This is a genomic window from Nocardioides ureilyticus (assembly GCF_051280745.1).
In the GTDB taxonomy this organism is placed as follows: domain Bacteria; phylum Actinomycetota; class Actinomycetes; order Propionibacteriales; family Nocardioidaceae; genus Nocardioides.
This window is the reverse complement of the sequence record NZ_JBNCOG010000003.1, coordinates 145906-168497: the sequence shown is the minus strand read 5'-3', so window position 1 is coordinate 168497 and position 22592 is coordinate 145906. Positions and strand designations below refer to the sequence as shown.

Below are 22592 nucleotides of genomic sequence, written 5' to 3'. Positions count from 1 at the left end.
CTCAGGACGACGGCGGAACGGGAGCGCGGTCCCCGGTGAACGCGCGAGGAACCTCTCCCCGGCGTTTCCCGAACAGGTCAGGCGAACGCCCCGGGCCTGGTCAGGACGGGCCATCCGGAGCTCCGCCCGCATGGCCCGTCTGGGCCAGGGGTCGCGACAGGGCCGGTCCTAGAGGACGGCGTCCCCGGTGGCGAGCGGCAGCAGGTCGGCGACGGAGTCCACCACGAGCGTCGGCCGGTAGGGGAAGGTCTCCACCTGCTCCGGGCGGGTGGAGCCGGTCATCACCAGCACCGTCCGCAAGCCCGCCTCCAGCCCGCTGACGATGTCGGTGTCCATCCGGTCACCGACCATCACCGACGCCTCGGAGTGGGCCTCGATCCGGTTCAGCGCGCTGCGCATCATCAGCGGGTTCGGCTTGCCGACGTAGTACGGCGACCGCCCCGTCGCGGTGCTGATCAGCGCCGCGACCGCGCCGGTCGCGGGCAGCTTGCCCTGCTGGCTCGGCCCGCTCGGGTCGGGGTTGGTCGCGATGAACCGGGCGCCGGCGTCGATCAGCCGGATCGCCTTGGTGATCGCCTCGAAGGAGTAGGTGCGGGTCTCGCCCAGGACGACGTAGTCGGGGTCGCGGTCGGTCAGCACGTAGCCGACGTCGTGCAGCGCGGTGGTCAGTCCCACCTCGCCCACGACGTAGGCCCGGCCCTCCGGCCGCTGGTCGGCGAGGAACTGCGCCGTGGCGAGGGCTGAGGTCCAGATCGCGTCCTCGGGGACGTCGATGCCGCTGGCGAGGAGCCGCGAGCGCAGGTCTCGCGGGGTGAAGATCGAGTTGTTGGTGAGCACGAGGAACCGGCGCCCGGCGGCCGCGAGGGCTGCCAGGAACTCGCCCGCGCCGGGGATGGGCTCCTCCTCGTGGACGAGGACGCCGTCCATGTCGGTGAGCCAGAAGTCGATGGGCCGTTGCTCCGTCACGACCGCGAGTCTGGCACCCGGGCGAGAGCCCGGGCACCAGACCGGTGGGGGAACGCGGTCAGAAGAGCAGGATCGCCAGCACGATGGCCGCGATGATCAGTGCGATGACGGCGATGGTGCGTGTGTTCACGGTTGCGCCTTTCTCTTGGGTGCCGCGCTGGTGCCCGACCTCCGTCCTGCGCAAACGGGTGGTCAGTGGTGGTCCGGACCGCTTCCGCCGCCGCCCACGACGAGCGCCAGCACCCGGCCCATGAGGTCGTCCGGCACCTCGCCGGGGGCCACCAGCCGCTCGATCGCCAGGCCGTTGGCCAGCGCCATGAGCAGCGTGGCGAGGTCGTCGGCGGCCAGGGGGAGCGCCGCGCCGGTCTCGCGCGCGTGCGCCTCGATGGCACTGCTGACGGCGGCACGGAGCTCACGGCGCCGCTCCACGAAGGCGCCGTCGCTGCTGGCCGTCCGCACCGCGCGCTGCCACAGCTCGGTGAAGAGCAGGTGCCAGTCGCGCTGCTCCTCGCTCGCGGCGGTCAGCCGGTCACCGAGCAGCCGCGCCCGCTCGACGAGGGTGGCGTCGGCCTGGTCGACCGCCTCCAGCCCCAGGTCGAGGTACGCCGAGGTGCGGTCCTCGACCAGCGCCGCGACCAGCCCCTCCTTGCTGCCGAAGTTCGAGTAGACCGCGCCCTTGGTGAAGCCCGCAGCCGCGGCCACGTCGTCGAGGCTGGCGCCGTCGATGCCCTGGCGCGCGAAGACCTGCGCGGCGGCGTCGAGGACCGCGCGGCGCACCTCTTCCCGGGCGGGGCGACGGCGTACGTCGGCGCGGGCGCCTGCCTGCGGCGGGGGGGTCGCCGGGCGAGCCGTTGACATGGTCCGGGACCATACCGGAAGGTACCGGATACCGGCCGGTATCGATTTCAGGAGGAAACCGTGCTGCTCCGCACCGCCACCACCCGCGCGACCCGGGCGTCGGACGCGCTGCGTCCGGCGGTCCGCTGGGGGCTCGGCCACGCCATCCCACGGGCGGTGATCGGGTCCTCCGCACGCGGCGGGGACCTGCACGGCCGGCTCATCGTGGCCACCAGCACCAGCAGCGACGTCCCGGTCGACCTGTTCGAGGAGATCCGGGCCAGCGGTCCGCTGCACCGGGCCAAGTACGCCTTCGTCACCGCGCACCTGCCGGTCGTCCGCGAGGTGCTGGCCAACCCCGACGTCCGGGCCGGGGTGGACCTCGGCACCGGCGCCGGTCCGCTCGGCCGGATCGGACGCTGGGCCCACGAGACCACGCCGATGGGCCCCCTGACGCCTCCGTCGCTGCTGGTCACCGAGCCGCCCGACCACACCCGCATGCGCAAGCTCGTGACCCGCGTGTTCTCGGTCCGCGCGGTGCAGCGGCTCCGCGAGCGCACCGAGCAGATCGCCGACGACCTCCTCGACTCCCTCGCCGCGTCCGCCGGCCAGGACGGCAGCTCGGTCGACCTCGTCGAGGCCTACTGCGCGCTCCTCCCGGTCACGGTCATCGCCGAGATCCTCGGCGTCCCCGACGCCGAGCGGCACACCGTGCTCGACTTCGGCACCGCCGCGGCGCCGAGCCTCGACCTGGGCCTGTCGTGGCGCCGGTTCCGCACGGTGGAGGGCGCGCTGGCGTCGTTCGAGGCCTGGCTGACCGACCACATCGAGCTCAAGCGCCGCGAGCCCGGCGAGGACCTGCTCAGCCAGATGGTCGCCGCCCGCGACGACGACGGCGTCGCCCTCACCGACCGCGAGCTCAAGGCGACCGCCGGCCTGGTCCTCGCCGCCGGGTTCGAGACCACGGTCAACCTCCTGGGCAACGGGATCCGGTTGCTCCACGACCACCCGGAGCAGCTGGCCACGCTGCGGGCCGACCCGGACCGGTGGCCGAACGCCGTGGAGGAGGTGCTGCGTCTCGACCCCCCGGTGCTGCTGACCGGCCGCACCGTCGTCCGCGACACCGAGATCGCCGGCGTCCGCGTCCCCCGGGGAGCCGTGGTGACCACACTCCTCGCCGGCGCCAACCGCGACCCCGACGTCTTCGCCGAGCCGCACCGCTTCGACGTGACCCGGGAGAACGCCGCCGACCACGTGTCCTTCTCGGCCGGCCGCCACTTCTGCCTCGGCGCCGCCCTCGCACGGATGGAGGGCGAGGTCGGCCTCCGCCGGATCTTCGACCGGTTCCCCGACCTGCGCCTCGAGGCCGGTGCCGAGCGGCGCGACACCCGCATCCTCCGCGGGTTCGCCAGGCTCCCGGCCCGGCTGGGCTGACCCGCCCGCGGGCGGGACCCCTCAGCGTGCCGAGGAGTCCCCCGCGAGCGGCGCCAGCAGCAGCCGGCAGGCCAGCCGCAGGTCGGCCTCCGCCTCGGCCATCGTGATCAGGCCGTTGAGGGTCGCGACCAGCACGCCGTACCAGCTCTGCTCCAGCAGCCGGACCAGCCGGACGCCGAGCTCGTCGGCGGGCTCGATGCCGGCGGCGCGCCGGATCGGGTCGTGGAACGACGTGGCCACCGAGCGCAGCCTCGGGTTTGCGTGGGCGGTGTTGTTCGACTGGAGCATGGCCAGGGCGAGTCGGGGGCGCTGCTGGAGCCAGCGGCTGCCGTGGACGAGCAGGTCCGCGACCGCATCGGCCGGGTCCGCGCCCGGGGGCGGTCCGACGTAGGAGCGCTCGAGGCGCTCGACGTGGGAGCGCATCAGCGCGGCGAACAGGTGGGTCTTGGACGGGAAGTAGCGGTAGAGCGTGGCGATGGCGACGCCCGCCTCGCGCGCGACGTCGTGCATCTGGACGCCCTCGAGGTCGTGCTGCTCACCGATCCGGGCGGCCGCCCGGAGCATCCGCTGGTGGCGGTCCTGCTGCTCCGGCGAGCTGGGCTCCGCCGGGAGACGGTGCTCGGCGATCCTCGGCATTGCTCGTCCTTCTTCCCGCGTCGGCCACCCCAGTATCCGCCCCCGCGCATCGTGGCCCGACGCGCGGAGGTCCCGCCACCGGCGACCGGTGAGCGGGACCTCCGTCCGTGCGGGGTGGATCAGCCCTGGAGCGACTCCAGCCACTCGGGGTTCTCCTCGAGCCAGGCCTCGACGGCCTCGTCCTCGCGGCCCTGGCCGTACTCGTTGACGACCATGTCCTCGAGCGCGCCGTACTGCTCGTCGGTGAGGGTGGCGTTGCCCATCATCTCCGCCACCTCCGGGAAGTCCTCGCCGAAGCCCTCGCGGCCGAGCGCGTGCAGGCCCTCGGACTCGCCCAGTGCGCCCTCGGGGTCCTCGAGGTCCTTCACCGGGAACGCGCTGTTGGCCCAGAACGGCCGCCACAGCGTGACGACGATGTCCTCCTCGGCCTCGGTCGCGCTCTTCAGCTCGGCCAGCATCGCGGTGGTCGACGACGTCACCAGCTCGTAGTCGCCCTCGAGGCCGTAGGTCGGCAGGACCGACTCCTGCGTGACCTGCGTGAGGCCGGCGCCCGGCTCGATGCCGACGATCCGGCCGTCGAACTGCTCGGCGTTGCCCTGGAGGTCCTCGATGGAGTCGATGTCGGTGTACTCCGGCACCGCGAGCGTGAGCTTCGCGTTGTCGTAGTAGGTGCCCAGGTCCTCGATCGAGTCGCCGAACTCCTCCATGTAGGAGGCGTGGGTCACCTCGGGCCAGGCGGAGGGGTAGACGTCGACGTCGCCGCGGGCGAGGCCGGTGTAGAGCGGGGCGGCCTCGGCCAGCTCCTCGATCTCCACCTGGTAGCCCTCGTCCTCGAGGACGTTCTTCCACAGGTGCGCGGTCGACAGGCCATCGGTCCACGAGGGGATGATCCCCAAGGTGACCGTCTCGCCGGAGGCGCCGGAGCCGCCCGAAGCGGTGGCGTCGGTGGCCTCCGAGCCCTCGTCGGAGCCGCAGGCGGCGGTGACGGTGCCGAGGGTCAGCAGGGCAGTGGTGGCGATGGCTCGCCGCAGGGTGCGCGTGGTGTTCATTGTCGTTCCTCTCATCGTGCACGTGGTGGCCCGGCGGAGCCGGGCCCGGGACCGCGGCGCGCTCGTGCGCACGCGCCGGGTGGTTCCTGGTCGGGAGGTCAGGCGGCGGCGCCCTCCTCCTCGGGTACGTCGGCAGCCGGCGCGGGCGTGCGGCCGGCGACGTCGGCGGTGGCCCGGCGCCGCGCGAGCAGCGCCCGGACGCGGCCGCGCTGACCCGGCACCCGGCCGCCCGCCGCGGCGGTGATCCGGTCGAGGTAGACCGCGAGGACCACCACCGACAGGCCGGCCTCGAAGCCGAGGCCGATGTCGAGCCGCGCGATGGAGCTGGTGACGGCGCCGCCCAGGCCGCCGGCACCCACGAGGCCGGAGATGACCGCCATCGAGAGCGCGAGCATGATGACCTGGTTGATGCCGGCCATGACGGTCGGCAGGGCGAGCGGCAGCTGCACCTCGCGCAGGATCTGCCGGGGCGTGGCGCCGAAGGCGTGGCCGGCCTCGACCACCTCGGCGTCGACCTGCCGGATGCCGAGCTCGGTGAGACGCACCCCCGGTGGGAGCGCGAAGATGACGGTGGCGACCAGGGCCGAGGCCGCGCCGATGCTGAACAGCATCACGACCGGCACCAGCCACACGAAGGCCGGCATGGTCTGCATCAGGTCCATCACCGGGCGGACCACCCGGCTCACCCGGTCCGAGCGGGCGGCGAGGATCCCGATCGGGATGCCGATCAGGAGCGCCACGAGCGTCGCCACGAGGATCAGCGCGAGGGTCTCCATCGCGTTGGACCACTGCTCCATCCCGATGACCGCCGCCAGGCCGAGGAAGGAGCCCAGGGCCAGCTTCCAGTCCTTGACCAGCCAGGCGAGGAGGGCGAGGACCGCTGCGGTGACGAGCGGCGCCGGGCCGTTGAGCAGCCCGGCGAGCCCGTCGACCATGGTCTCGGTCCAGTCGGCGATCCGGTCGATGACCTCGCCGAACTGGTCGCGGACCCAGTCGAACACCGAGAGGATCCAGTCACCCACCGGGATCCGGGGGACGCCGTCCACGTTCTCCCACTGCTCCGCCGCCGCGATGGCGCTCGTGCCTGTGCTCATGCCTGGGCTCATACCTGGGCTCATACCTGGGTCCCTTCCGCGATGAGGACCGGCTGGGCCGCGTCCGTGGCCTCCGGTCCGGCGGCGCTGCCGAGGGCGCTGAGCAGCGTGACCCGGGGGATCACGCCGAGCAACCGGCCGCGTTCGTTGATGACGGCGAGCGCGGTCGCGCTGTCCGCCGAGGCGCCGAAGAGGTCGGCGAGCGGGGTCTCCGGCGCGACCGTGATGGCGGCCTCCATGACGTCGGTGAGGTCGTCGCGGCCGGCGCGCACCGCGTCGGCCGCGGCCCGCTCGGTGACGACGCCGCGGAGGCGTCGGTCGCGGTCGACGACCATGAGGCCGGAGAGCTGGTGCTCGCGGATCAGCTTGTGCGCCGCACGCGGCCCCTGGCTCGCCCCGATGACCGCGACCGGCGGCTCCATGACCGACGCAGCGGTGAGCACGCGGGTCCGGTCGACGTCCTGCACGAACTGCGCGACGTAGTCGTTCGCGGGGTCGTTGAGGATCTGCTCGGCGGTGCCCTGCTGGACGATCCGGCCGTCGCGCATCATCGCGATCCGGTCGCCGAGCCGCATCGCCTCGTTGAGGTCGTGGGTGATGAAGAGGATGGTCTTGCCGAGCTCGTGCTGGAGCTCGACCAGCTGGTCCTGCATCTCCCGCCGGATGAGCGGGTCGAGCGCGCTAAACGCCTCGTCCATCAGCATCACGTCGGTCTCGGCGGCCAGCGCCCGGGCGATCCCGACCCGCTGGCGCATGCCCCCGGAGAGCTCGCTGGGGAGGTAGCCGCCCCACCCTCCGAGACCGGCCAGCTCCAGCGCGCGCTCGGCACGGCGCTCACGGTCGGCCCGGTTGACGCCGCGGACCTTCAGGCCGTACGCCGCGTTCTGGCCGACCGTGCGGTGGGGCAGGAGCGCGAAGTGCTGGAAGACCATGCTCACCCGCTCGCGGCGGACCCGGCGGACGCCCCGCGCGTCGAGCGAGGTGAGGTCGTCCCCGCCGACCCGGATGGACCCGGACGTCGGCGGCAGCAGGCCGTTGACGGTCCGGATCAGCGTCGACTTGCCCGAGCCGGAGAGGCCCATGACGACGAAGATCTCTCCCTCGGAGACCTCGAACGACGCGTCGATGACCGCTGCCGTCCAGCCCTCCTCGCGGAGCTCGTCGCGGGTGGCGCCGGCGCGCAAGCGGTCGACGGCCCGCTCCGGCCGCTTGCCGAAGACCTTGTAGACGTCGTGCGCCTCGATGACTGGCACCTGGTGCTGCTCCTCCACTGTGGGCACCGGCCTTCCGCCGGCGCCGCTCGCCTGCGGCCGGACGACGCACACCGCGACACCACGCGGACGGCTGACATGCCGTCGGGGCAGATCGCGGGCCCTCCAGGGGACTCCCGAGACGTCACCCTGGTCCGAACCGCTCCAGCAAATTACCTGCGTTGGGGACCAGATCCCAAAGCCGGGTCACGGCACGGTCACGAATCGGACACGGCGCCTCGGCCGATCCCTCCGTCGAGCGGTCAGCAGCCGGCGTCCGTGACGTCGCCGTCCGCGAGCCGGGAACCACCCCCGGCACGTGCCAGGGAGTACGCCGAGCAATAGTAGAAGCTGAGCATCGGGTCCCGGCTCAGGAGCACGGCACGGCGGCCACCGTCGGCGGTCGGCTCCAGGTAGCGGAACCGCTCCCGCACGAGCGCGCGGGGTCCGCCCCGGTGCTTGAGGTAGCGGTCGAGCCACCGCTGGACGTAGACGCTGGTGAGCGCCTGCCCGTGGCGGCTGGCGGGCAGCACGAGCGGGATGTCGGTGTACTCCAGGTGCGTCGAGGCGCGCGGCACCACCAGCATCGCGTCGAGCCCGGCGGCGCGCCACGCGTCGTACCCGGCCTGCCGCTCGCGCCGCGGGTCGGGGCCGTCGGGCGACGGCGCCGGCGCGATGGAGCTGCCGGCGGAGAGGAACCACGGCGTGACGGTGAAGCCGTACTCCGACTGCACGGCCAGGGCCGGGACCGCCGGCTCGACGCCGTCCCCTCCGGCGAGCTTGTCGAGCGCGACCACCGTCGCGACCCGCCGGTCGGTGCCCTGGACCTGGGAGACCGCCCGGGCGCCGAGGGAGTGGCCGATGACCGCCAACCGGGTCGTGCGTCCGGGGGTCGCCGGCCGACGGTCCCGGCTGCGGTCGAAGGATCGCCAGTACGGGTTGACCGCGTCCGGGCTCGCACCGTCGGCCGCCGGGTTGGGGTAGGGGCGAGCCGGCGTCGAGAGGAAGAAGTCGATCGCGTCCTCCGTCCCGAGGACGAAGTTCGCCGCCTGCTGCGACGGCACTCCCGGACATCCGGTCATCTCACCGGCCGCCGGGGTGGCGAGCGGGTCGCAGAACGGCAGGCCGGCGGGGCCACCGAGGTGCGGGAACGTCTCGCTGCGTCCCTGGCCCTGGACGTCGAAGGTGAGCACCACGTAGCCACGCTCGGCGAGGTCCTGGGCCAGCCAGCGGTACATGCCCTCCGAGCCCTGCACCGACCCGGGGGTGATGACGACGCCGGGGAACGGGCCGCGCAGCCGGGCACCGGTGTACGGGTCGCGCGCCCGGGGCAGCGGCCGGTACACGGTCCCGCGGAGGAGCGCCCCGTAGCGGTTGGTGAAGGCCACGTCGCGGGCCAGCCCCCGGGTGCCCTCCCAGCCGGCCCGCAGCGGGTTGCCCACGTTCCAGCCCGGCACCAGCAGCCCGGGCGTCAGTGCGGGCCTGGTGGGGGCGGCGGCCTGGGCCAGGAGCTGCGCGGCGGTCGTCGCGCTCGAGGCGCCGACCAGCGCCGGCAGGTACGCCGGGTCCCCCAGCTGCCCCCCGGGGCCGGTGATCCGGCCGTAGGCGTCCAGCACGTTCTGGGCGTCGCGCGCGACGTACTCGGGGGAGCCGGTCGCCGGCCCGTCCTGCGCGGCACCGGCCGGTCCGGCCAGCGTCGGGACGAGCGCGACGGCGGCCACGGCGAGGGCGGCGGCCGCCCGGCCGGCCAGGGACGCGGTGACGGTCAGCGGCATGGTGGTGCAACGACGGCGGCCGCCCGTCGTTACCACCGGGGGCCGTGGTGGGTACCGGGCCGCCACCATGCGCCTGCCCTCCGTCGACGACGACCCGCTCAGCGACGCCGAGTCGGCGCTGCAGCTGCCCGACGTCACCTGGGAGGGCGTCGCGCTCGGCATCGCCGTGCTCGTCGTGGGCGTCCTCGTCGGCCGGGTGCTCAAGGCAGCGGTCGGACGGGTGCTGCTGTGGCGCGGACGCTCACCCAGCGCCAGCGCCCTCTTCGCCTCGCTCACCGGCTGGGCCGTCGGCGTCCTCTCCTTCGCCGCCGCGGTCACGATCGTCTTCCCCAGCGTCCGGCCGGTCAACGCGCTCGGCGGCCTGGGCGTCCTCTCGATCGCGGCCGGCATCGCCTTCCAGACGGTGCTCGGCAACATGTTCGCCGGCATCGTCATCCTCGCCCGCGACAAGTTCCGGGTGGGCGACCAGATCGCCGTCCAGGAGGTCGCGGGGACCGTCACGCACATCGCGCTGACCGCCACCCGGATCAGGTCCTTCGACGGCCGGCTGCTGCTCATCCCCAACTCCGTCCTGCACTCGGAGATCGTCACCGTCCAGACCGGCTACGACCACGTCCGCTCCACCGTCTCCCTCGACATCGACGACGGCGCGGACCTCGACCTCGCGGTCGCCGTCGCCGAGCGGTCGATGGCCGCCCTGCCCGACGTGATGGCCGACCCGCCACCGCAGGCGCTGCTCCGCGAGGTCGGCTCGGCCACCGTCAAGCTCGACCTGCGCTTCTGGTCCGGGGCCCGCCAGATGGACACGCGGGTGGCCCAGCACCGGGTGATCCGCGCGGTGCTCCGCGACCTCGCCGACGCCGAGGTCCGCACGGGGTCCGACGTGCTCGTCCTGGACGCCGCGCCGGGCCTCCGCGCGGCGATCCGGGACGACGGCGCAGGCACGCGGTCCTGACCGGCGCTTCCTCAGCGCAGGAAGCGGAAGAGCGGGCTGGTCGGGTCGATCACCTCGACCCGCAGCGGTGAGTCCTCCATCCGGGCCACCAGCGGGGCGTAGTCCTCACGCCGCTGGAGCTCCACGCCCACCAGCGCCGGCCCGGTCTCCCTGTTCGAGCGCTTGACGTACTCGAAGAGCACGATGTCGTCGTCGGCGCCGAGCACCTCGTCCAGGAACCGGCGCAGCGCCCCCGGCTCCTGGGGGAACTCCACCAGGAAGTAGTGCTTGAGCCCCTCGTGCACCAGCGCCCGCTCGAGCACCTCGGCGTACCGGCTGACGTCGTTGTTGCCGCCGGAGAGCACGCAGACCACCGTCGAGCCGGGAGGTACGTCGAGCCCCTGGCGGAGCGCGGCTGGCGCCAGGGCACCGGCGGGCTCGGCGATGATGCCGTCGGACTGGTAGAGGTCGAGCATCTCGACGCAGACCAGTCCCTCGGGCACGGCGGTCAGCGCCGGCCGGTGGCGGCGCACCGCCTCGAAGGTGTGCGCGCCGACCCGACGTACCGCCGCGCCGTCGACGAACGAGTCGACCGCCGGCAGCGCCACCGGCTCCCCCGCCGCGACGGCGGCCATCATCGAGGCGGCACCGGCCGGCTCCGCCCCGAGCACCCGGGTCGCCGGTGCGTGCTCGGCCAGCACGACGAGGGTGCCGGCCAGCAGGCCACCGCCACCGACCGGCACCACCACGGCCTCCGGCGCGCGGCCCAGCTGCCGCAGCACCTCGGCCGCGACGGTGCCCTGGCCGGCGATGGTCCGCGGGTCGTCGAAGGCCGGCACGACGGTCGCGCCCGATGCGTCGGCCCAGGCGGCGCAGGCCAGGGCCGCCTCGTCGTAGGTGTCGCCCTCGATGACCGCCTCCACCCACGGCCCGCCGAGCGCCGCGATCCGCTGGCGCTTCTGCCGAGGGGTGGTGCGCGGCAGGAAGATCCGGGCCCGGGTGCCGGTCCGCGCGCAGGCGAAGGCGACGCCCTGGGCGTGGTTCCCGGCGCTCGCGCAGGTGACGCCCTGCGACCGCTCCTGCTCGGAGAGCCCGGCGATGAGGGTCGACGCACCGCGCCCCTTGTAGGAGCGCACCTCGTGGAGGTCCTCCCGCTTCAACCAGACGTCGAGTCCGGTCAGCGCGGAGAGCCGCGGGCTGCGCTGCAGCGGCGTCTCGGGGAACAGGGTCGCGAGCCGGCTCGCCGCGCGGTCGACGTCCTCGGGGCTCGGCAGGTGCACCCGCCGAACCTACGACCGCGGCCCCACCCGGTCGCGCACGGGGGCGGCCCGTGGGTCGCACGCCCGCGCAGGAGCGCGGGCGATCCCGGTTTAGAAGGGCGCTCCGCGGTGAAGGAGGCGGGGCGTGCACGTCGACGTCCTGGCCATCGCCCTGACCGTCCTCGCCTTCGCCCTCCTGGCGGGGAGGCTGGGCGGCACCCCGGTCACCATGCCGATGATCTTCACGGCGGCGGGCGCGCTCCTGGGAGCCCATGGTCTCGGTGTGGTCGATGTCGGCGTCGACAGCGCGGCGGTGAGCGTGCTGGCAGAGGTCACCCTCGTGGTGGTGCTCTTCACCGACGCCAGCCGGATGCACCTGTCGACCGTCGTCCGCGACCACTCGATCGCGCTGCGGCTGCTGCTGGTCGGGATGCCGCTGGCCATGGTGCTCGGCTGGCTGGCGGGCCTGGTCCTGCTGCCCGACGTGCCGTGGCTGACCGTGGCCCTGGTCGCCGTCGTCCTCGCGCCGACGGACGCCGCACTGGGCCAGTCGTTCGTGACCAACGAGGCGGTCCCCCTCAGGATCCGCCAGGGGCTCAACGTGGAGAGCGGCCTCAACGACGGCTTGGCCCTCCCGTTCCTGCTGGTCGTCGTGGACCTGGCACGGCACGACTCCGGTGGGCCGATGGGGTACGTGGGCCTGTTCGCGGCGATGGTGGGGCTGGGCACGCTCGTCGGTGCGGCGACCGGGTGGCTGGGCGGCCGGATCCTGGAGCGGAGCTCGCGACAGGGCTGGACCACCCGGACGACCCAGCGGATCGGGACGCTCTCCCTCGCCGCCGTCGCGTACGCCGGCAGCGAGGCCGTCGGAGGCAACGGCTTCGTCGCGGCGTTCGTGGCCGGGCTCACCGTCGGCACGACGGCGCGCTCGCTCCTGGAGACGACGAGCGTGTTCGCGGAGTCCGAGGGCCAGCTGCTGACCCTCCTGACGTTCCTGTTCTTCGGAGCGGTCGTCGCGGGAGGCCTGGTCGACGATGCCGGGTGGGCGACCCTCGGCTACGCCCTCGTCAGCCTCCTGGTCGTGCGGCCCCTCGCCACCACGGTGGCACTCCTCGGTGCCGGGCTCTCGTGGCCCAGTGTCGGCTTCCTGGGCTGGGCCGGACCTCGTGGGCTGGCTTCGATCGTCTACGCCGTGCTCATCGTCGAGACAGGCGGCGTCGAGGGGGCCGAGCAGCTCTTCACCGTCGCCGCCTGGACCATCCTGCTGAGCGTGCTGCTGCACGGCGCCAGCGCGGCGCCGCTGAGCCGCGCCTACGGGCGGTTCGTCGACGCCCGGCTGCCGGCGAGCAGCATGGAACGCCGGCCGGTCAGCACCCTGCCCGTGCGGCTGCCCCCGCACCGGGGGCGCCGCGCCGAGGAGCAGGCCTAGTTCCCCCGGCGCGGCCCGTCGTCCGGCAGCTCGAAGAGCCACCGCAGCGGCGTGCGGACCGCTGCCGCATGGACCAGCAGGCAGGCCGCAGTGACGACGAGGGCCGCGAGCACCGGGTACGCCGCCAGGGCGAGCGGGGCCAGGACCGGCACGGTCGGCACGGGAGGCAGCTCACCGACGAGGTGGTGGAGGAGCGCCAGCACCGGGATGTGCAGGACGTAGATCGGCAGGGTGCGGCGGCCCAGCGAGGCGGTCACCTGCTCCGCCCGGGGCCAGGCGGCCACCGCCGCCACGATGGCCCGGACACCGACCGGCACGGCGATCAGGCTGAGCAGCAGCGTCGCGGCACCCCGGGGCGCCTCCGATGCGAGCAGGACCGCCCCGAGACCGACGTACGCGGCCACCAGGAGCGCGACCTGCCAGGTGCCGCGCCACTCCCCCAGCCGGCGCACGAGGCCCGGCAGGCGGGCTCCGGCGGCGAAGTAGACGAAGTGGATGAGCACCGACCCGCGGTTGTAGGCCTCGATCGGCCACACCCACGACGTCGTGGCGAGCAGGGCGCCGAGGGCGACGACGAGGCGCGCGTCGAGGCTGCGGGTGGCCCGGACGAGCACGAAGTAGACGACGGTCGCGTAGAGGTACCAGAGGCCGGTCGTGGCGAACAGCAGGTCGGCGAGGTACTCACCCGCGTCCCGCGTGCGGTTCATCGGGAGCTCGCGGGCATGGGTGAAGACGACGGCGAGGATGGCCAGCCAGAGCGCGTACAGGTATCCGGGCCGGACGACGCGGGGCCGCAGCACCTCACCCCACGAACGATGGACGGCGCGCGTGGCGAAGAGCCCGGAAAGCAGGAAGAACAGTGGCATCCGCAGGGGCTTGAGCGCGAGCGTGACGCCCGCCCAGGCCGCGACGAGACGGTCCCACGCGTCCGGGGTGACGACCTCGTAGTGCTTGCTGACCGTGTGGTGGAGCACGACGAGGACGATGAAGACGCCCTTGCCGACGTCGGCCCACCCCAGCCGGTCCCCCTCCCCTGCACCTCCCGACCGGTCCCGGTCGTCCGCCGAGGACGCCGCGGAGGCGGCGGGCGCGTTGGGCCTCTCTGAGGAGGGAGGGCGTCGACGACCGTCCATGCAGCCCACCCCTCCTCGTCGTCGCTCGACCCGGACACCGGAGGTCCCGGTACCCGCTGGCACCCCTCCACCCCCGACGCCTCGTGGTCGTCACACGCCTGCGACACGGCGCAGGCGGCCAGGTGACCAGGTGGTACGCCGTGGGGGCGGGCGCCATGATGGGGACCGGCAAGCCTCCCACTCGACCCGCCAGGAGCCCTCCCCGTCATGACCGGCAAGCGCCGCAACCAGACCAACCTGAGCCCACTGGGCGCGACCGACGCCAAGGCCGGCTCCCGGGGGAGGACCGCGCAGATGCAGGCGGAGCGAGCCGCTCAGGCCGAGCGGACCCGCCGGACCCGCCGGATCGTGGTCGGCGTGGGCGCGGTGGTGATCGTGGCGCTCGTCGTCGCCATCGTGGTGGCGGTCGTCAACGCCCTGCAGGCCGCCGACGAGCCCACGGTGTCGGGCGAGGTGGTCGCGCCGGCCACCGCGGTCGACGGGGCGATCCCCGTGGGAGAGGAGGACGCCCCGGTCGCGGTGGACCTGTACTTCGACTACATGTGCCCGGCCTGCGGCGCCTTCGAGGCGGTCAACGGCGAGGACCTGGACCGCCTGCTCGAGGACGGCACCGCCCGGATCGACCTCCACGTCCTGAACTTCCTCGACCCCCAGTCCGGCGGGACGCAGTACTCCACCCGCGCGGGCAACGCCCTGGCGACCGTCGCCGACCAGGCACCCGAGCACGTGTGGGACCTGCACCAGGCGCTCTACGCGAACCAGCCGGAGGAGGGGACCTCGGGCCTCGACGACGAGGAGATCGCCGACCTCGCCCTCGGAGCCGGCGTGCCCGAGGACGTCGTCGAGGACTTCACCGACGGCACCCACCGCGCCTGGGTCGCCGAGAGCAACGAGCAGGCCTTCGAGGCGGGTGTCCAGTCGACGCCCACGATCCTCATCGGCGGCGAGCAGTTCACCGGCGACTGGTCCACCCCGGGCGAGCTCGCCGCCACCATCGAAGCCGCCGCCGGCGAGCAGTGACGGCCACTCCCAGCCCTGGGCCCAGCCCTGGGCCCGGTCCTGGTCCCGGTCCTGGGCGGTTCACCCGGGTACGGCACAGCGACCGGCTCATCTGGGTGACCATGCTGGTCGCCTCGGTCGCGAGCCTGGTGGCCTCGTTCGTCCTCTCCGTCGACGCGATCCTGCTCGCCGAGGACCCCGGCGCGGACCTCGGCTGCAACCTCAACGCCGTCCTCAGCTGTGGCACGGTCGGCTCCGCCTGGCAGTCGTCGGTGCTCGGCTTCCCCAACGCCTTCCTCGGGCTGGTCGCCGAGCCGGTCGTCATCACCATTGCCGTCGCCAGCCTCGGCGGGGTCCGGTTCCCGGCCTGGTTCATGACGGGGGCGCAGGTCGTCTACACGATCGGGCTGGGCTTCGCGTACTGGCTCTTCCACCAGGCGATGTTCGAGATCGGGGCCCTCTGCCCGTGGTGCCTGCTCGTCACCGTCGCCACCACGCTGGTCTTCTTCGAGCTGACCCATGTCAACCTCCGCGACGGCAACCTGCCGTTGCCGCGGCGTGTGCAGGCTGCGGCTGCGGCCGCCGTCCGCGCCCACCTGGACCTGCTGCTCCTGGTGGTGTGGCTGCTGGTCCTCGTGCTCGCCATCGTGCTCCAGTACGGCGAGGCGCTCCTCGCCTGACGCCGGACGCCGGGCTCGCCGGGCTAGCCGGCGCCGCGCGCCACGTCGTCGGCCGCCAGGTAGGCCAGGCCGAAGGCCGGCAGGAGGCCGTTGCCGGCGAGGTAGCCGCCCGCCCCGTGGCCGGAGATGCCGTGCGCCGCGCCACCGGAGGCGTACAGGCCGCCGATCGGCTCGCCGTCCTCGCGCAGCACCCGGGCCCGGCCGTCGACGACCAGCCCGCCCTGCGTGTGGAAGAGCGCCGGACGCACCGCGATGCCGGCGTACGGCGGGCGGAGCGGCTGCTCCCAGTAGGACCGGCCGAAGGGGTCGGGCTCGCCGGAGGCACTCGCCGCGACCTGCTCCAGGGTGTCGCGGAGCCCGGCCGGGTCGACGCCGATCGCCTCGCCCAGGTGCTCGGCCGTGTCGGCCCACCTGACCGCGCCGGAGTCGTCGGTGTCGCGGTAGTCCTGGAACTGGGAGCACGCCTCGTGGATGCGCTGGTCGAGGATGATCCACGCCTCGCCGCCGGCGTGCTCGAGCGACTGGGCGGCGTACTCGGAGTAGCCGGTCGTCTCGTCGCCGAACCGCCGTCCGTCGCGGCCGACGAGGAAGCCGCCGTGCATCACCGTGGCCCAGCCGGCCAGCGTCGCCGAGGGCATGGCCAGCGCTGCGTGGCCCTGGTAGGCGTCGAGGTAGGCGGTCGCGGCGCCGAGCCGCTCACCGATCCGCAGCGCGTCCCCGGTCGACCCCTCGCTGCCGTAGTAGACCGCCTCGGCGATCTCGGGGACGTGGCGGCGCACCAGGTCGGCGTCGGCACCGAAGCCGTTGGTGGCCAGGAGCACGGCGGAGCACGGGATCCGCTCCTCGCCGTTCGGCCCGGTCACCACCGCGGCCTCCACGCCGTCGGGGCCGACGACGACGTCGGTCAGCCGCGCCGGCACCAGCAGGTCGACCAGGTCGTGGTCGTGCACCGCCCGGACGAGGTGCTGCAGCAGGCTGCGGCCGGCCCGGCCGGGCACCGTGTGGCAGCGCAGCCTCGTGTGGCCGGGGTAGGGGAAGTCGGTCACCAAGGACATCGGCAGCTCGAGGGCGTCGGCCATCCACTCCACGAGCGGTGCACTGACCTCGGTCAGCGCGCGCGCCAGCCGCTCGTCCGCCTCGCCGTGGGTCTTGGCCAGCACGTCGGCGAGGAAGGTCTCCGGGGAGTCGTCGATCCCGGCCTCCCGCTGCCAGCGAGACCCCGCGCCGGGGATCATCGCCGTGGACATCGCGGTGTTGTTGCCGGCCGCGAAGTGCTCGTTGCGCTCGGCCACGAGCACCGAGAGGCCCTGCTCGGCCGCACGGAGCGCCGCCACCAGACCGCCGCCGGCGCCGGCCACGACGAGGTCGGGCCCCTCCTCCGCGTTCATCTCCGGGCTCATCGCGACACCTCGGCGAACATCGCCAGCGCGCGCAGGGCGGCCGCGGTCGGGTCCAGCACCGCCGGCCGCTCGGCGCCCCGGTCCGGCACCGGTGACCCGCCCGCGGGGCGGGTCAGCGCCACCGCGGAGCAGGCGTTGAGCACCACGTCGCAGTCGAGCGTCTCGATGGTCCGCTCGACCGCGGCGGTCCAGGCCGCGTCGTCGGCGATGTCGGTCACCGACAGGTCGAGGACCGCGGTCGGCCGCGGGTCCAGCCCGTACCCGGTCAGCCGCCGGTCGAGCTCGTCGGCGATGGCCCGGTTGCGGGCCACGGCGCCCGTGGTGGCGCCCAGCCCGGCGAGGTAGTGCGCCGCGAGGCGGCCGATGCCGTGGACGGGCCGGGCGAGCTGGTCCGCGTGGTCGACGACGGGGTCGAGCACGCAGTCGGGCAGGTAGGCGTCGTACGCCGTGCTGTCGGCCGCCCCGAACCGCTCGAGCAGCGCCGCCTCCGAGGCGGCGATGTCCTCGGCGCTCTCCAGCGCCCGAGGGAGCGACCCACCCGTGCCGAGGTTCTCCAGCTCGACCCGGATGCCGGCCGGGGACAGCTGGTCGTAGCGGGCCTGACGACGGCCGAGCTCCTCGGCGTCGACCACGATCGGGGTGATGGCAAGGATGCGCACCTGGGCTCCTTCGTTCGCTTCGGGCCGCGGTCAGCGCGGCGGGTCGATCCCGAGCACGCGGGGATCGTTGGGGTGCTCCGCGAGCGCGTGCACCTCGATGTCCATCCAGGGGTAGAGCGGCAGCGTGGTGAGCGCCGCGTGCAGCTGCGTGGCGTCGGCGACCTCGTAGAGGCTCCAGTTCGCCCAGCGCCCGGGGATCCGCCAGAGCCGGCGCAGCTGGCCTGCCTGGGCCAGCCGCTGCCCGGCCTCGAGCTCCTCGGCGAAGATCCGCTCCCGCTCGGCGGCGGGCTTGTCGGGCGGCCAGTTGATCTCGATCCGGACCAGGAACTCCATCGTCGTCACCTCACGCGCCGAGGTACGCCTCGCGCACCCTCGGGTCGTCGATCAGCTCGGACCCGGTGCCCTCGAGCACCAGGGACCCGTTCTCGATCACGTAGGCGCGGTCGGAGATCCGCAGCGCCTGCTTCGCGTTCTGCTCGACGATGAGCACGGTGACCCCCGTGTCGCGGATCGCCGTGATCGCCTCGAGCACCTGGGCGACCAGGTTGGGCGCCAGCCCGACCGACGGCTCGTCGAGGGTGAGGCACTTCGGGCGCGCCATCATCGCCCGCCCGATGGCCAGCATCTGCTGCTGCCCGCCGGACATCGTGTCCGCCCGCTGCTGGCGCCGCTCGGCGAGGATCGGGAAGAGCTCGAAGACCCGGTCCATCGACTCGCGCATGGTCGACCGGGGCTGGGTGTAGGCGCCCATCTCGAGGTTCTCCCACACCTGCAGCTCACCGAAGAGAGCGCGGTCCTGCGCCACGTGGACGAGCCCGGCCCGGACGATCTCGTCGGCCCGGCGGCCCTGCACCTCCTGGCCGTCGAAGACGACCTTGCCGCTCGTCGGGGTGATCAGCCCCGCGATCGTGCGCAGCGTCGTGGTCTTCCCGGCCCCGTTCGCGCCGATGAGCGACACGATCTCGCCCTCGCCGATCCGGAGCTCGACACCGTGCAGGATCTCCAGCTTCCGGTAGCCCGCGTGCAGGTCGACGGTCTCCAGCATCATGCGTAGTCCTCCCCCAGGTAAGCCTCGACGACGACCTTGTCCCGGGTCACCTCGTGCGGGTCGCCGAAGGCCAGCTGCGCACCTTCGTGCATGACGAGCAGCCGCTCGGACAGCGCGAGCACCGCCGCCATGATGTGCTCGATGAACATCACCGGCAGCCCGTCGGCGTGCAGCCCTCGCAGCAGCTCGATCATCGGCGCCCGCTCGGCCGGGACCAGCCCGGCCAGGACCTCGTCGAGCAGCAGCAGCTTGGGCTCGAGGGCGAGCGCCCGGGCCAGCTCGAGCCGCTTGAGACCCGCGGTCGGGAGGCTGCCCGACATCGCGTGCACGTAGCGCTCGAGCTGCACCCGCTCGATCACCTCGAGGGCGTGACGGCGGGCGTCCCGGCGCGAGCGGTGCAGGCGGTGCGAGGCGATCGCCACGTTGTCGAGCACGCTCATGCTCTCGAACGGGCGCATCAGCTGGAAGGTCCGGACGAGGCCCGCACGGGCGACCTTGTCGGCGGGCCAGCCGGTGATGTCGACGCCGTCGAAGACGATGCGCCCCTCGCTCGGCGCGAGCTGCCCCGAGATGATGGAGAACAGCGTCGTCTTCCCCGCGCCGTTGGGCCCGACGACCCCGAGGAACTCGCGCTCCCCGAGCTCGATGTTGATGTCGTCGACAGCGGTGAGGCCTGCGAACCGCTTGGTGAGGCCCTCGACCTGGAGCAGGCTCATCGCCGCCACCTCTCCTTCAGCGTGCCGTAGATGCCCTTGGGCATGAACAGGACGATCACGATGAGGAGCACGGCGTACACGGCCACGTCGAGCCCCGCGACTCCCTCGAGGAACGCCAGGAACTCCGGCGGGTCCCGCAGGATGGTCTTGATGGTCTCGGCGAGCGGCCCCACGATGAGCGCCCCCAGCAGCGGCCCCCAGATGGTGCCGACGCCGCCGATGACGGCGGGGACGATGGCCTCGATCGAGACCTGGGAACCGAACGCCTGCTGCGGTCCGACGAAGAAGTAGTACTGGGTGTAGAAGGCGCCGGCGATCGCGGTCAGCGCGCAGCTGATGGCCACCGCGAGCAGCCGGCTGCGCATGACGTTGATCCCCAGGGACGCGGCCGCCACCTCGTCGTCGCGCACTGCCTGGACGTACTGCCCGGACCGGGAGTGGGCGTAGAGGATCGTGCCGGCGAGCGCGACCAGGAGGATCGCGGACGGGATCCAGATGTAGAGGTCGCTCCCCTGCTCGAACTGGAGCATCCAGAACGAGTCCTCGGCGAGGATCGGGAGGTTGAACCCCTCGGTCTTGCGCAGGAACTCCAGGTTCTGCACCACGAGGAGGAACATCTGGGCGAACGCGAAGGTGGCCAGCGCGAAGTAGGGGCCCGCGAGCGCGTACCGCAGGCACAGGAAGGCGATCACCAGGCCGGCCGCCGCGGCGAGCGCGGCGCCGACGACCATCGCCACCCACGGCGAGATCCCCATCTCCACGACGAGGTAGGCGTCGGTGTAGGCGCCGATGCCGAAGAACGCCGCGTGCCCGAAGCTGAAGAGCCCGCCGTAGCCGCTCATGATGTTCCAGGCGACCGCGATGAGCGCGAAGACGAGGGTGAGGACCGCGACCGTCTCCAGCCGTTCGTCGAGGAGGAACGGCAGGGCCACGAGGACCAGGCCGAGCGCTGCCAGCACGATGAAGGAGTTCCGGACGCCGGTGTCGCTGAGGCGGGCGTCGTCCTGGGCCACCTCCGACCGGAGGCCGCTCGCCGCGGTCATCGGGTCGCTCCGAACAGGCCCTGGGGCCGGAAGAGGAGGACCATCACGAAGACGGCGAAGACGAGGATCAGCGAGCCGGTGCCGGGCAGGTAGAGCGCGCCGACGGTCTGCACCAGCCCGATCACCAGCCCTCCGACCATCGCCCCGACGACGCTGCCCAGGCCACCGAGGACCACGATGACGAACGCCAGGATGGTGAACTCCTCGCCGACGGCGGGCGTGAGGCTGAGGAACGGCGCCACGAGCCCACCGGCGACCGCCACGCAGGCCGCGCCGATGCCGAAGGTCAGCGCGTAGACACGACCGACGTTGACACCCACCAGCGCCGCGCCCTGGCTGTTGGCCGAGACCGCCCGGATCGACATCCCGAAGGAGGTCTTCTTGAGGGCGAACGTCAGCACGATCGCCACCAGGACCGCTCCGCCGAACGCGATGAGCCGCTCGTAGGACACGATCGCGCCGAAGACCTCGAAGGAGCCCTGCACCGAGCTGGGCACCGACAACGGCCGACCACCGAAGATCATCAACAGCACGTTGACGATCAGCAGCGAGAGGCCGAGGGTCACCAGCAGCGGCCCGTCGTGGCTGCCGGACAACGTGAGCTTGTTGAGCAGCAGCAGCTGCACGACGTACCCGAAGACCAGCATGAGCGGGACCGCCACCAGCGTGGCCACGTAGACCGGCAGGCCGATCGAGGTCACGAGCCAGTAGACGAGGAACATCGAGAGGCTCAGCATCGCCCCGTGGGCGAAGTTGACGACCCCGAGCACCCCGAAGATCAGGGTGAGCCCGATCGAGACGAGGGCGTAGACACCGCCGAGCAGGAGGCCCGTGACCACGGACTGGGTGACCAGCCCGGGGTCACGGCCTCCGACGGTGTAGATCAGGACGAGTCCGACCACCACCGCTCCCGCGACGGCGAGCGGCAGGCGGTAGGCGGCGGTCCCCGGCACGGCGGCTTCCGCCTCCGGTGCCTCGGAGACCGCCTCGGTGTGCTCCGGCATGCTGGATCAGGCTCCCGTCAGCGGGTGGGGTAGACCAGGTCCGAGGTCGTGAACTCCTCGGGGAAGACCTGCTCGATCTGGCCATCGAGGACCTGCATCACGATGACCGTCGCGTTCTCGTTCTGGCCGGACTCGTCGAAGGTGATGGGACCGTCGAAGGCGAGCAGCGGGTCGTCGACCTCGATGTCGGCGATCGCGTCCCGGACCTCGGCCGGGTCGTCGCTGCAGGCCTCCTCGAGCGCGGCCTCGATGACCTCGACCGCCTGGTAGGACAGCACCGCGGCCGTCTCCATGGGCTGGTCGTACTCCTGCTCGAAGCGGTCGCGCAGCTCCTGCACCCGCTCCTTGGTGGCGTCGAAGTGGTAGTTGGCGCTCAGCACGCTCTCGCCGGCCTGACCGGCGTCGTTCGGGAACGGGCTGTTGTCGAAGGCGCCGTTCGCGATGCCGTACAGCGCCTGGATGTCGGGGTCGAGCTGCTCGACGGCCTGGGCGATGAGGAGGCTGTCGGGGTAGTAGCCCGTGGAGAGGATGACGTCGGGGTTGCCGGTCGCGGCCTCGCGGACGACCGTGGTCGCGTCGCTGAAGTTGGTCGGCGAGTAGCTGACCGCCTTGACCTCGATGCCGTTCTCCTCGGCGAGCGTGGCGAACGCGTCGTAGACGCTCTCGCCGAAGGCGCCCTCGACGTGGATGTAGGAGACCTGGTCGATCTCCTCGCCGTTCTCCTCGGCCATCGCCAGCAGCGCGGCACCGCCGTCGGTGCCCATGCTCGTGGCGTCGGGCTGGATCCGGAACGTGTTCGTGTAGCCCTGCTCGAGGATCGCGTCGTCGACGGCGACGTCGATGACGAGCGGCACGCCGGCGCGCTCGGCGACCGCCGCCACGTTCTGCGTCACGTCGCTCTGGTAGGTGCCGACGAGCGCGACGGCACCCTCGTTGATCAGGCGCTGCGCCTCGCTCTGCCCCGTCGCGGCGGCGCCCTCGCTGTCACCGGCCTCGAGCCGCAGGTCGGCGCCGTCGAGGCACTCGATCCCGCCCGCCTCGTTGAGGTCCTGGACGGCCATCTCCGCGGCCTGGCTCATCGCCGTGCCGGCGCCGGCCAGGGGGCCCGTGAGCGGGTGGACCGCGCCGATGACGACCTCGTCGACGTCACCTCCGCCGGTCCCGCCGCCTCCACCGTCGCCCCCGCACGCCGCCAAGAGCGACGAGGAGGCCACGACCACCGCGGCCGAGCGAATGATCTTGTGCAT

General features: G+C 73.1%; 22 protein-coding genes. 5 read left to right on the top strand and 17 right to left on the bottom strand.

The annotated features are described in order from the left end of the window. Positions 1 to 168: 168 nt before the first annotated feature. Complete coding sequence (locus ACSMHG_RS03135; RefSeq protein WP_435741931.1) at positions 169 to 927, bottom strand: HAD-IIA family hydrolase; 759 nt, start codon at positions 925 to 927, stop codon at positions 169 to 171. Positions 928 to 1158: 231 nt separating this feature from the next. Further along, positions 1159 to 1824, bottom strand: a complete 666-nt coding sequence (locus ACSMHG_RS03130) for a TetR/AcrR family transcriptional regulator (protein WP_435741921.1) — start codon at positions 1822 to 1824, stop codon at positions 1159 to 1161. A 60-nt stretch (positions 1825 to 1884) separates the two neighbouring features. Between ACSMHG_RS03130 and ACSMHG_RS03125 the strand changes: the two genes are divergently transcribed. Beyond that, positions 1885 to 3237, top strand: a complete 1353-nt coding sequence (locus ACSMHG_RS03125; RefSeq protein ID WP_435741920.1) for a cytochrome P450 — start codon at positions 1885 to 1887, stop codon at positions 3235 to 3237. Positions 3238 to 3258: 21 nt separating this feature from the next. Here the strand turns inward: ACSMHG_RS03125 and ACSMHG_RS03120 are convergent, their stop codons facing one another. The 5 genes from ACSMHG_RS03120 to ACSMHG_RS03100 form a co-directional block, all read right to left on the bottom strand. After that, positions 3259 to 3873 (bottom strand): TetR family transcriptional regulator, encoded by a 615-nt coding sequence (locus ACSMHG_RS03120; RefSeq protein ID WP_435741919.1) that lies wholly within the window; start codon positions 3871 to 3873, stop codon positions 3259 to 3261. Positions 3874 to 3992: 119 nt separating this feature from the next. After that, the gene (locus ACSMHG_RS03115) at positions 3993 to 4922 is read right to left on the bottom strand and encodes a glycine betaine ABC transporter substrate-binding protein (RefSeq protein WP_435741918.1); all 930 of its coding nucleotides are present in this window, start codon (positions 4920 to 4922) and stop codon (positions 3993 to 3995) included. Positions 4923 to 5020: 98 nt separating this feature from the next. Beyond that, positions 5021 to 6016, bottom strand: coding sequence for an ABC transporter permease (locus tag ACSMHG_RS03110; protein ID WP_435741917.1), 996 nt, complete (start codon positions 6014 to 6016; stop codon positions 5021 to 5023). A 20-nt stretch (positions 6017 to 6036) separates the two neighbouring features. Then, on the bottom strand, positions 6037 to 7296 hold the full coding sequence (locus ACSMHG_RS03105) for a quaternary amine ABC transporter ATP-binding protein (protein WP_435741916.1): 1260 nt from the start codon (positions 7294 to 7296) through the stop codon (positions 6037 to 6039). Positions 7297 to 7529: 233 nt separating this feature from the next. After that, positions 7530 to 9041 (bottom strand): alpha/beta hydrolase family protein, encoded by a 1512-nt coding sequence (locus tag ACSMHG_RS03100; protein WP_435741915.1) that lies wholly within the window; start codon positions 9039 to 9041, stop codon positions 7530 to 7532. A 67-nt stretch (positions 9042 to 9108) separates the two neighbouring features. On the opposite strand from ACSMHG_RS03100, the gene ACSMHG_RS03095 reads away from it, so the two are divergent. Further along, on the top strand, positions 9109 to 9996 hold the full coding sequence (locus ACSMHG_RS03095; protein ID WP_435741914.1) for a mechanosensitive ion channel family protein: 888 nt from the start codon (positions 9109 to 9111) through the stop codon (positions 9994 to 9996). A gap of 11 nt (positions 9997 to 10007) precedes the next feature. On the opposite strand, the gene ilvA is transcribed toward ACSMHG_RS03095, so the two are convergent. Continuing rightward, a complete protein-coding gene (ilvA, locus tag ACSMHG_RS03090) occupies positions 10008 to 11255 on the bottom strand; it encodes a threonine ammonia-lyase IlvA (RefSeq protein ID WP_435741913.1) in 1248 nt (415 codons plus the stop codon). Between the two features lie 124 nt (positions 11256 to 11379). On the opposite strand from ilvA, the gene ACSMHG_RS03085 reads away from it, so the two are divergent. After that, a complete protein-coding gene (locus ACSMHG_RS03085; RefSeq protein WP_435741912.1) occupies positions 11380 to 12663 on the top strand; it encodes a cation:proton antiporter in 1284 nt (427 codons plus the stop codon). On the opposite strand, the gene ACSMHG_RS03080 is transcribed toward ACSMHG_RS03085, so the two are convergent. Beyond that, positions 12660 to 13796 carry an acyltransferase family protein gene (locus tag ACSMHG_RS03080; RefSeq protein ID WP_435741911.1) on the bottom strand — a complete coding sequence of 379 codons (1137 nt, stop codon included), beginning with the start codon at positions 13794 to 13796 and terminating at the stop codon, positions 12660 to 12662. The two genes, ACSMHG_RS03085 and ACSMHG_RS03080, sit on opposite strands and share 4 nt — an antisense overlap. Before the next feature lie 207 nt (positions 13797 to 14003). Here ACSMHG_RS03080 and ACSMHG_RS03075 point away from each other — a divergent pair, with 207 nt between their 5' ends. Next, complete coding sequence (locus tag ACSMHG_RS03075) at positions 14004 to 14816, top strand: DsbA family protein (RefSeq protein ID WP_435741910.1); 813 nt, start codon at positions 14004 to 14006, stop codon at positions 14814 to 14816. Positions 14817 to 14917: 101 nt separating this feature from the next. Next, entirely contained in the window at positions 14918 to 15475 is a 558-nt protein-coding gene (locus ACSMHG_RS03070; protein WP_435741930.1) for a vitamin K epoxide reductase family protein, read from the top strand. 23 nt (positions 15476 to 15498) lie between these two features. On the opposite strand, the gene ACSMHG_RS03065 is transcribed toward ACSMHG_RS03070, so the two are convergent. The 8 genes from ACSMHG_RS03065 to ACSMHG_RS03030 are packed head-to-tail and all read right to left on the bottom strand — an operon-like array spanning position 15499 to position 22592. Continuing rightward, on the bottom strand, positions 15499 to 16875 hold the full coding sequence (locus ACSMHG_RS03065; protein ID WP_435741909.1) for an FAD-dependent oxidoreductase: 1377 nt from the start codon (positions 16873 to 16875) through the stop codon (positions 15499 to 15501). Further along, positions 16872 to 17534 (bottom strand): aspartate/glutamate racemase family protein, encoded by a 663-nt coding sequence (locus ACSMHG_RS03060; RefSeq protein WP_435741908.1) that lies wholly within the window; start codon positions 17532 to 17534, stop codon positions 16872 to 16874. The genes ACSMHG_RS03065 and ACSMHG_RS03060 overlap by 4 nt, the downstream gene beginning before the upstream one ends. A gap of 30 nt (positions 17535 to 17564) precedes the next feature. Continuing rightward, positions 17565 to 17867, bottom strand: coding sequence for a muconolactone Delta-isomerase (locus ACSMHG_RS03055; protein ID WP_435741907.1), 303 nt, complete (start codon positions 17865 to 17867; stop codon positions 17565 to 17567). Between the two features lie 10 nt (positions 17868 to 17877). Next, positions 17878 to 18582: an ABC transporter ATP-binding protein gene (locus ACSMHG_RS03050; protein ID WP_435741906.1), complete on the bottom strand. Its 705-nt coding sequence runs from the start codon at positions 18580 to 18582 to the stop codon at positions 17878 to 17880. After that, positions 18579 to 19298: an ABC transporter ATP-binding protein gene (locus ACSMHG_RS03045; protein WP_435741905.1), complete on the bottom strand. Its 720-nt coding sequence runs from the start codon at positions 19296 to 19298 to the stop codon at positions 18579 to 18581. Before ACSMHG_RS03045 ends, ACSMHG_RS03050 begins: the two co-directional genes overlap by 4 nt. Next, entirely contained in the window at positions 19295 to 20341 is a 1047-nt protein-coding gene (locus tag ACSMHG_RS03040) for a branched-chain amino acid ABC transporter permease (RefSeq protein ID WP_435741904.1), read from the bottom strand. The genes ACSMHG_RS03045 and ACSMHG_RS03040 overlap by 4 nt, the downstream gene beginning before the upstream one ends. Beyond that, positions 20338 to 21345 (bottom strand): branched-chain amino acid ABC transporter permease, encoded by a 1008-nt coding sequence (locus ACSMHG_RS03035; RefSeq protein ID WP_435741902.1) that lies wholly within the window; start codon positions 21343 to 21345, stop codon positions 20338 to 20340. Before ACSMHG_RS03035 ends, ACSMHG_RS03040 begins: the two co-directional genes overlap by 4 nt. A 17-nt stretch (positions 21346 to 21362) precedes the next feature. Further along, positions 21363 to 22592: an ABC transporter substrate-binding protein gene (locus ACSMHG_RS03030; RefSeq protein WP_435741901.1), complete on the bottom strand. Its 1230-nt coding sequence runs from the start codon at positions 22590 to 22592 to the stop codon at positions 21363 to 21365.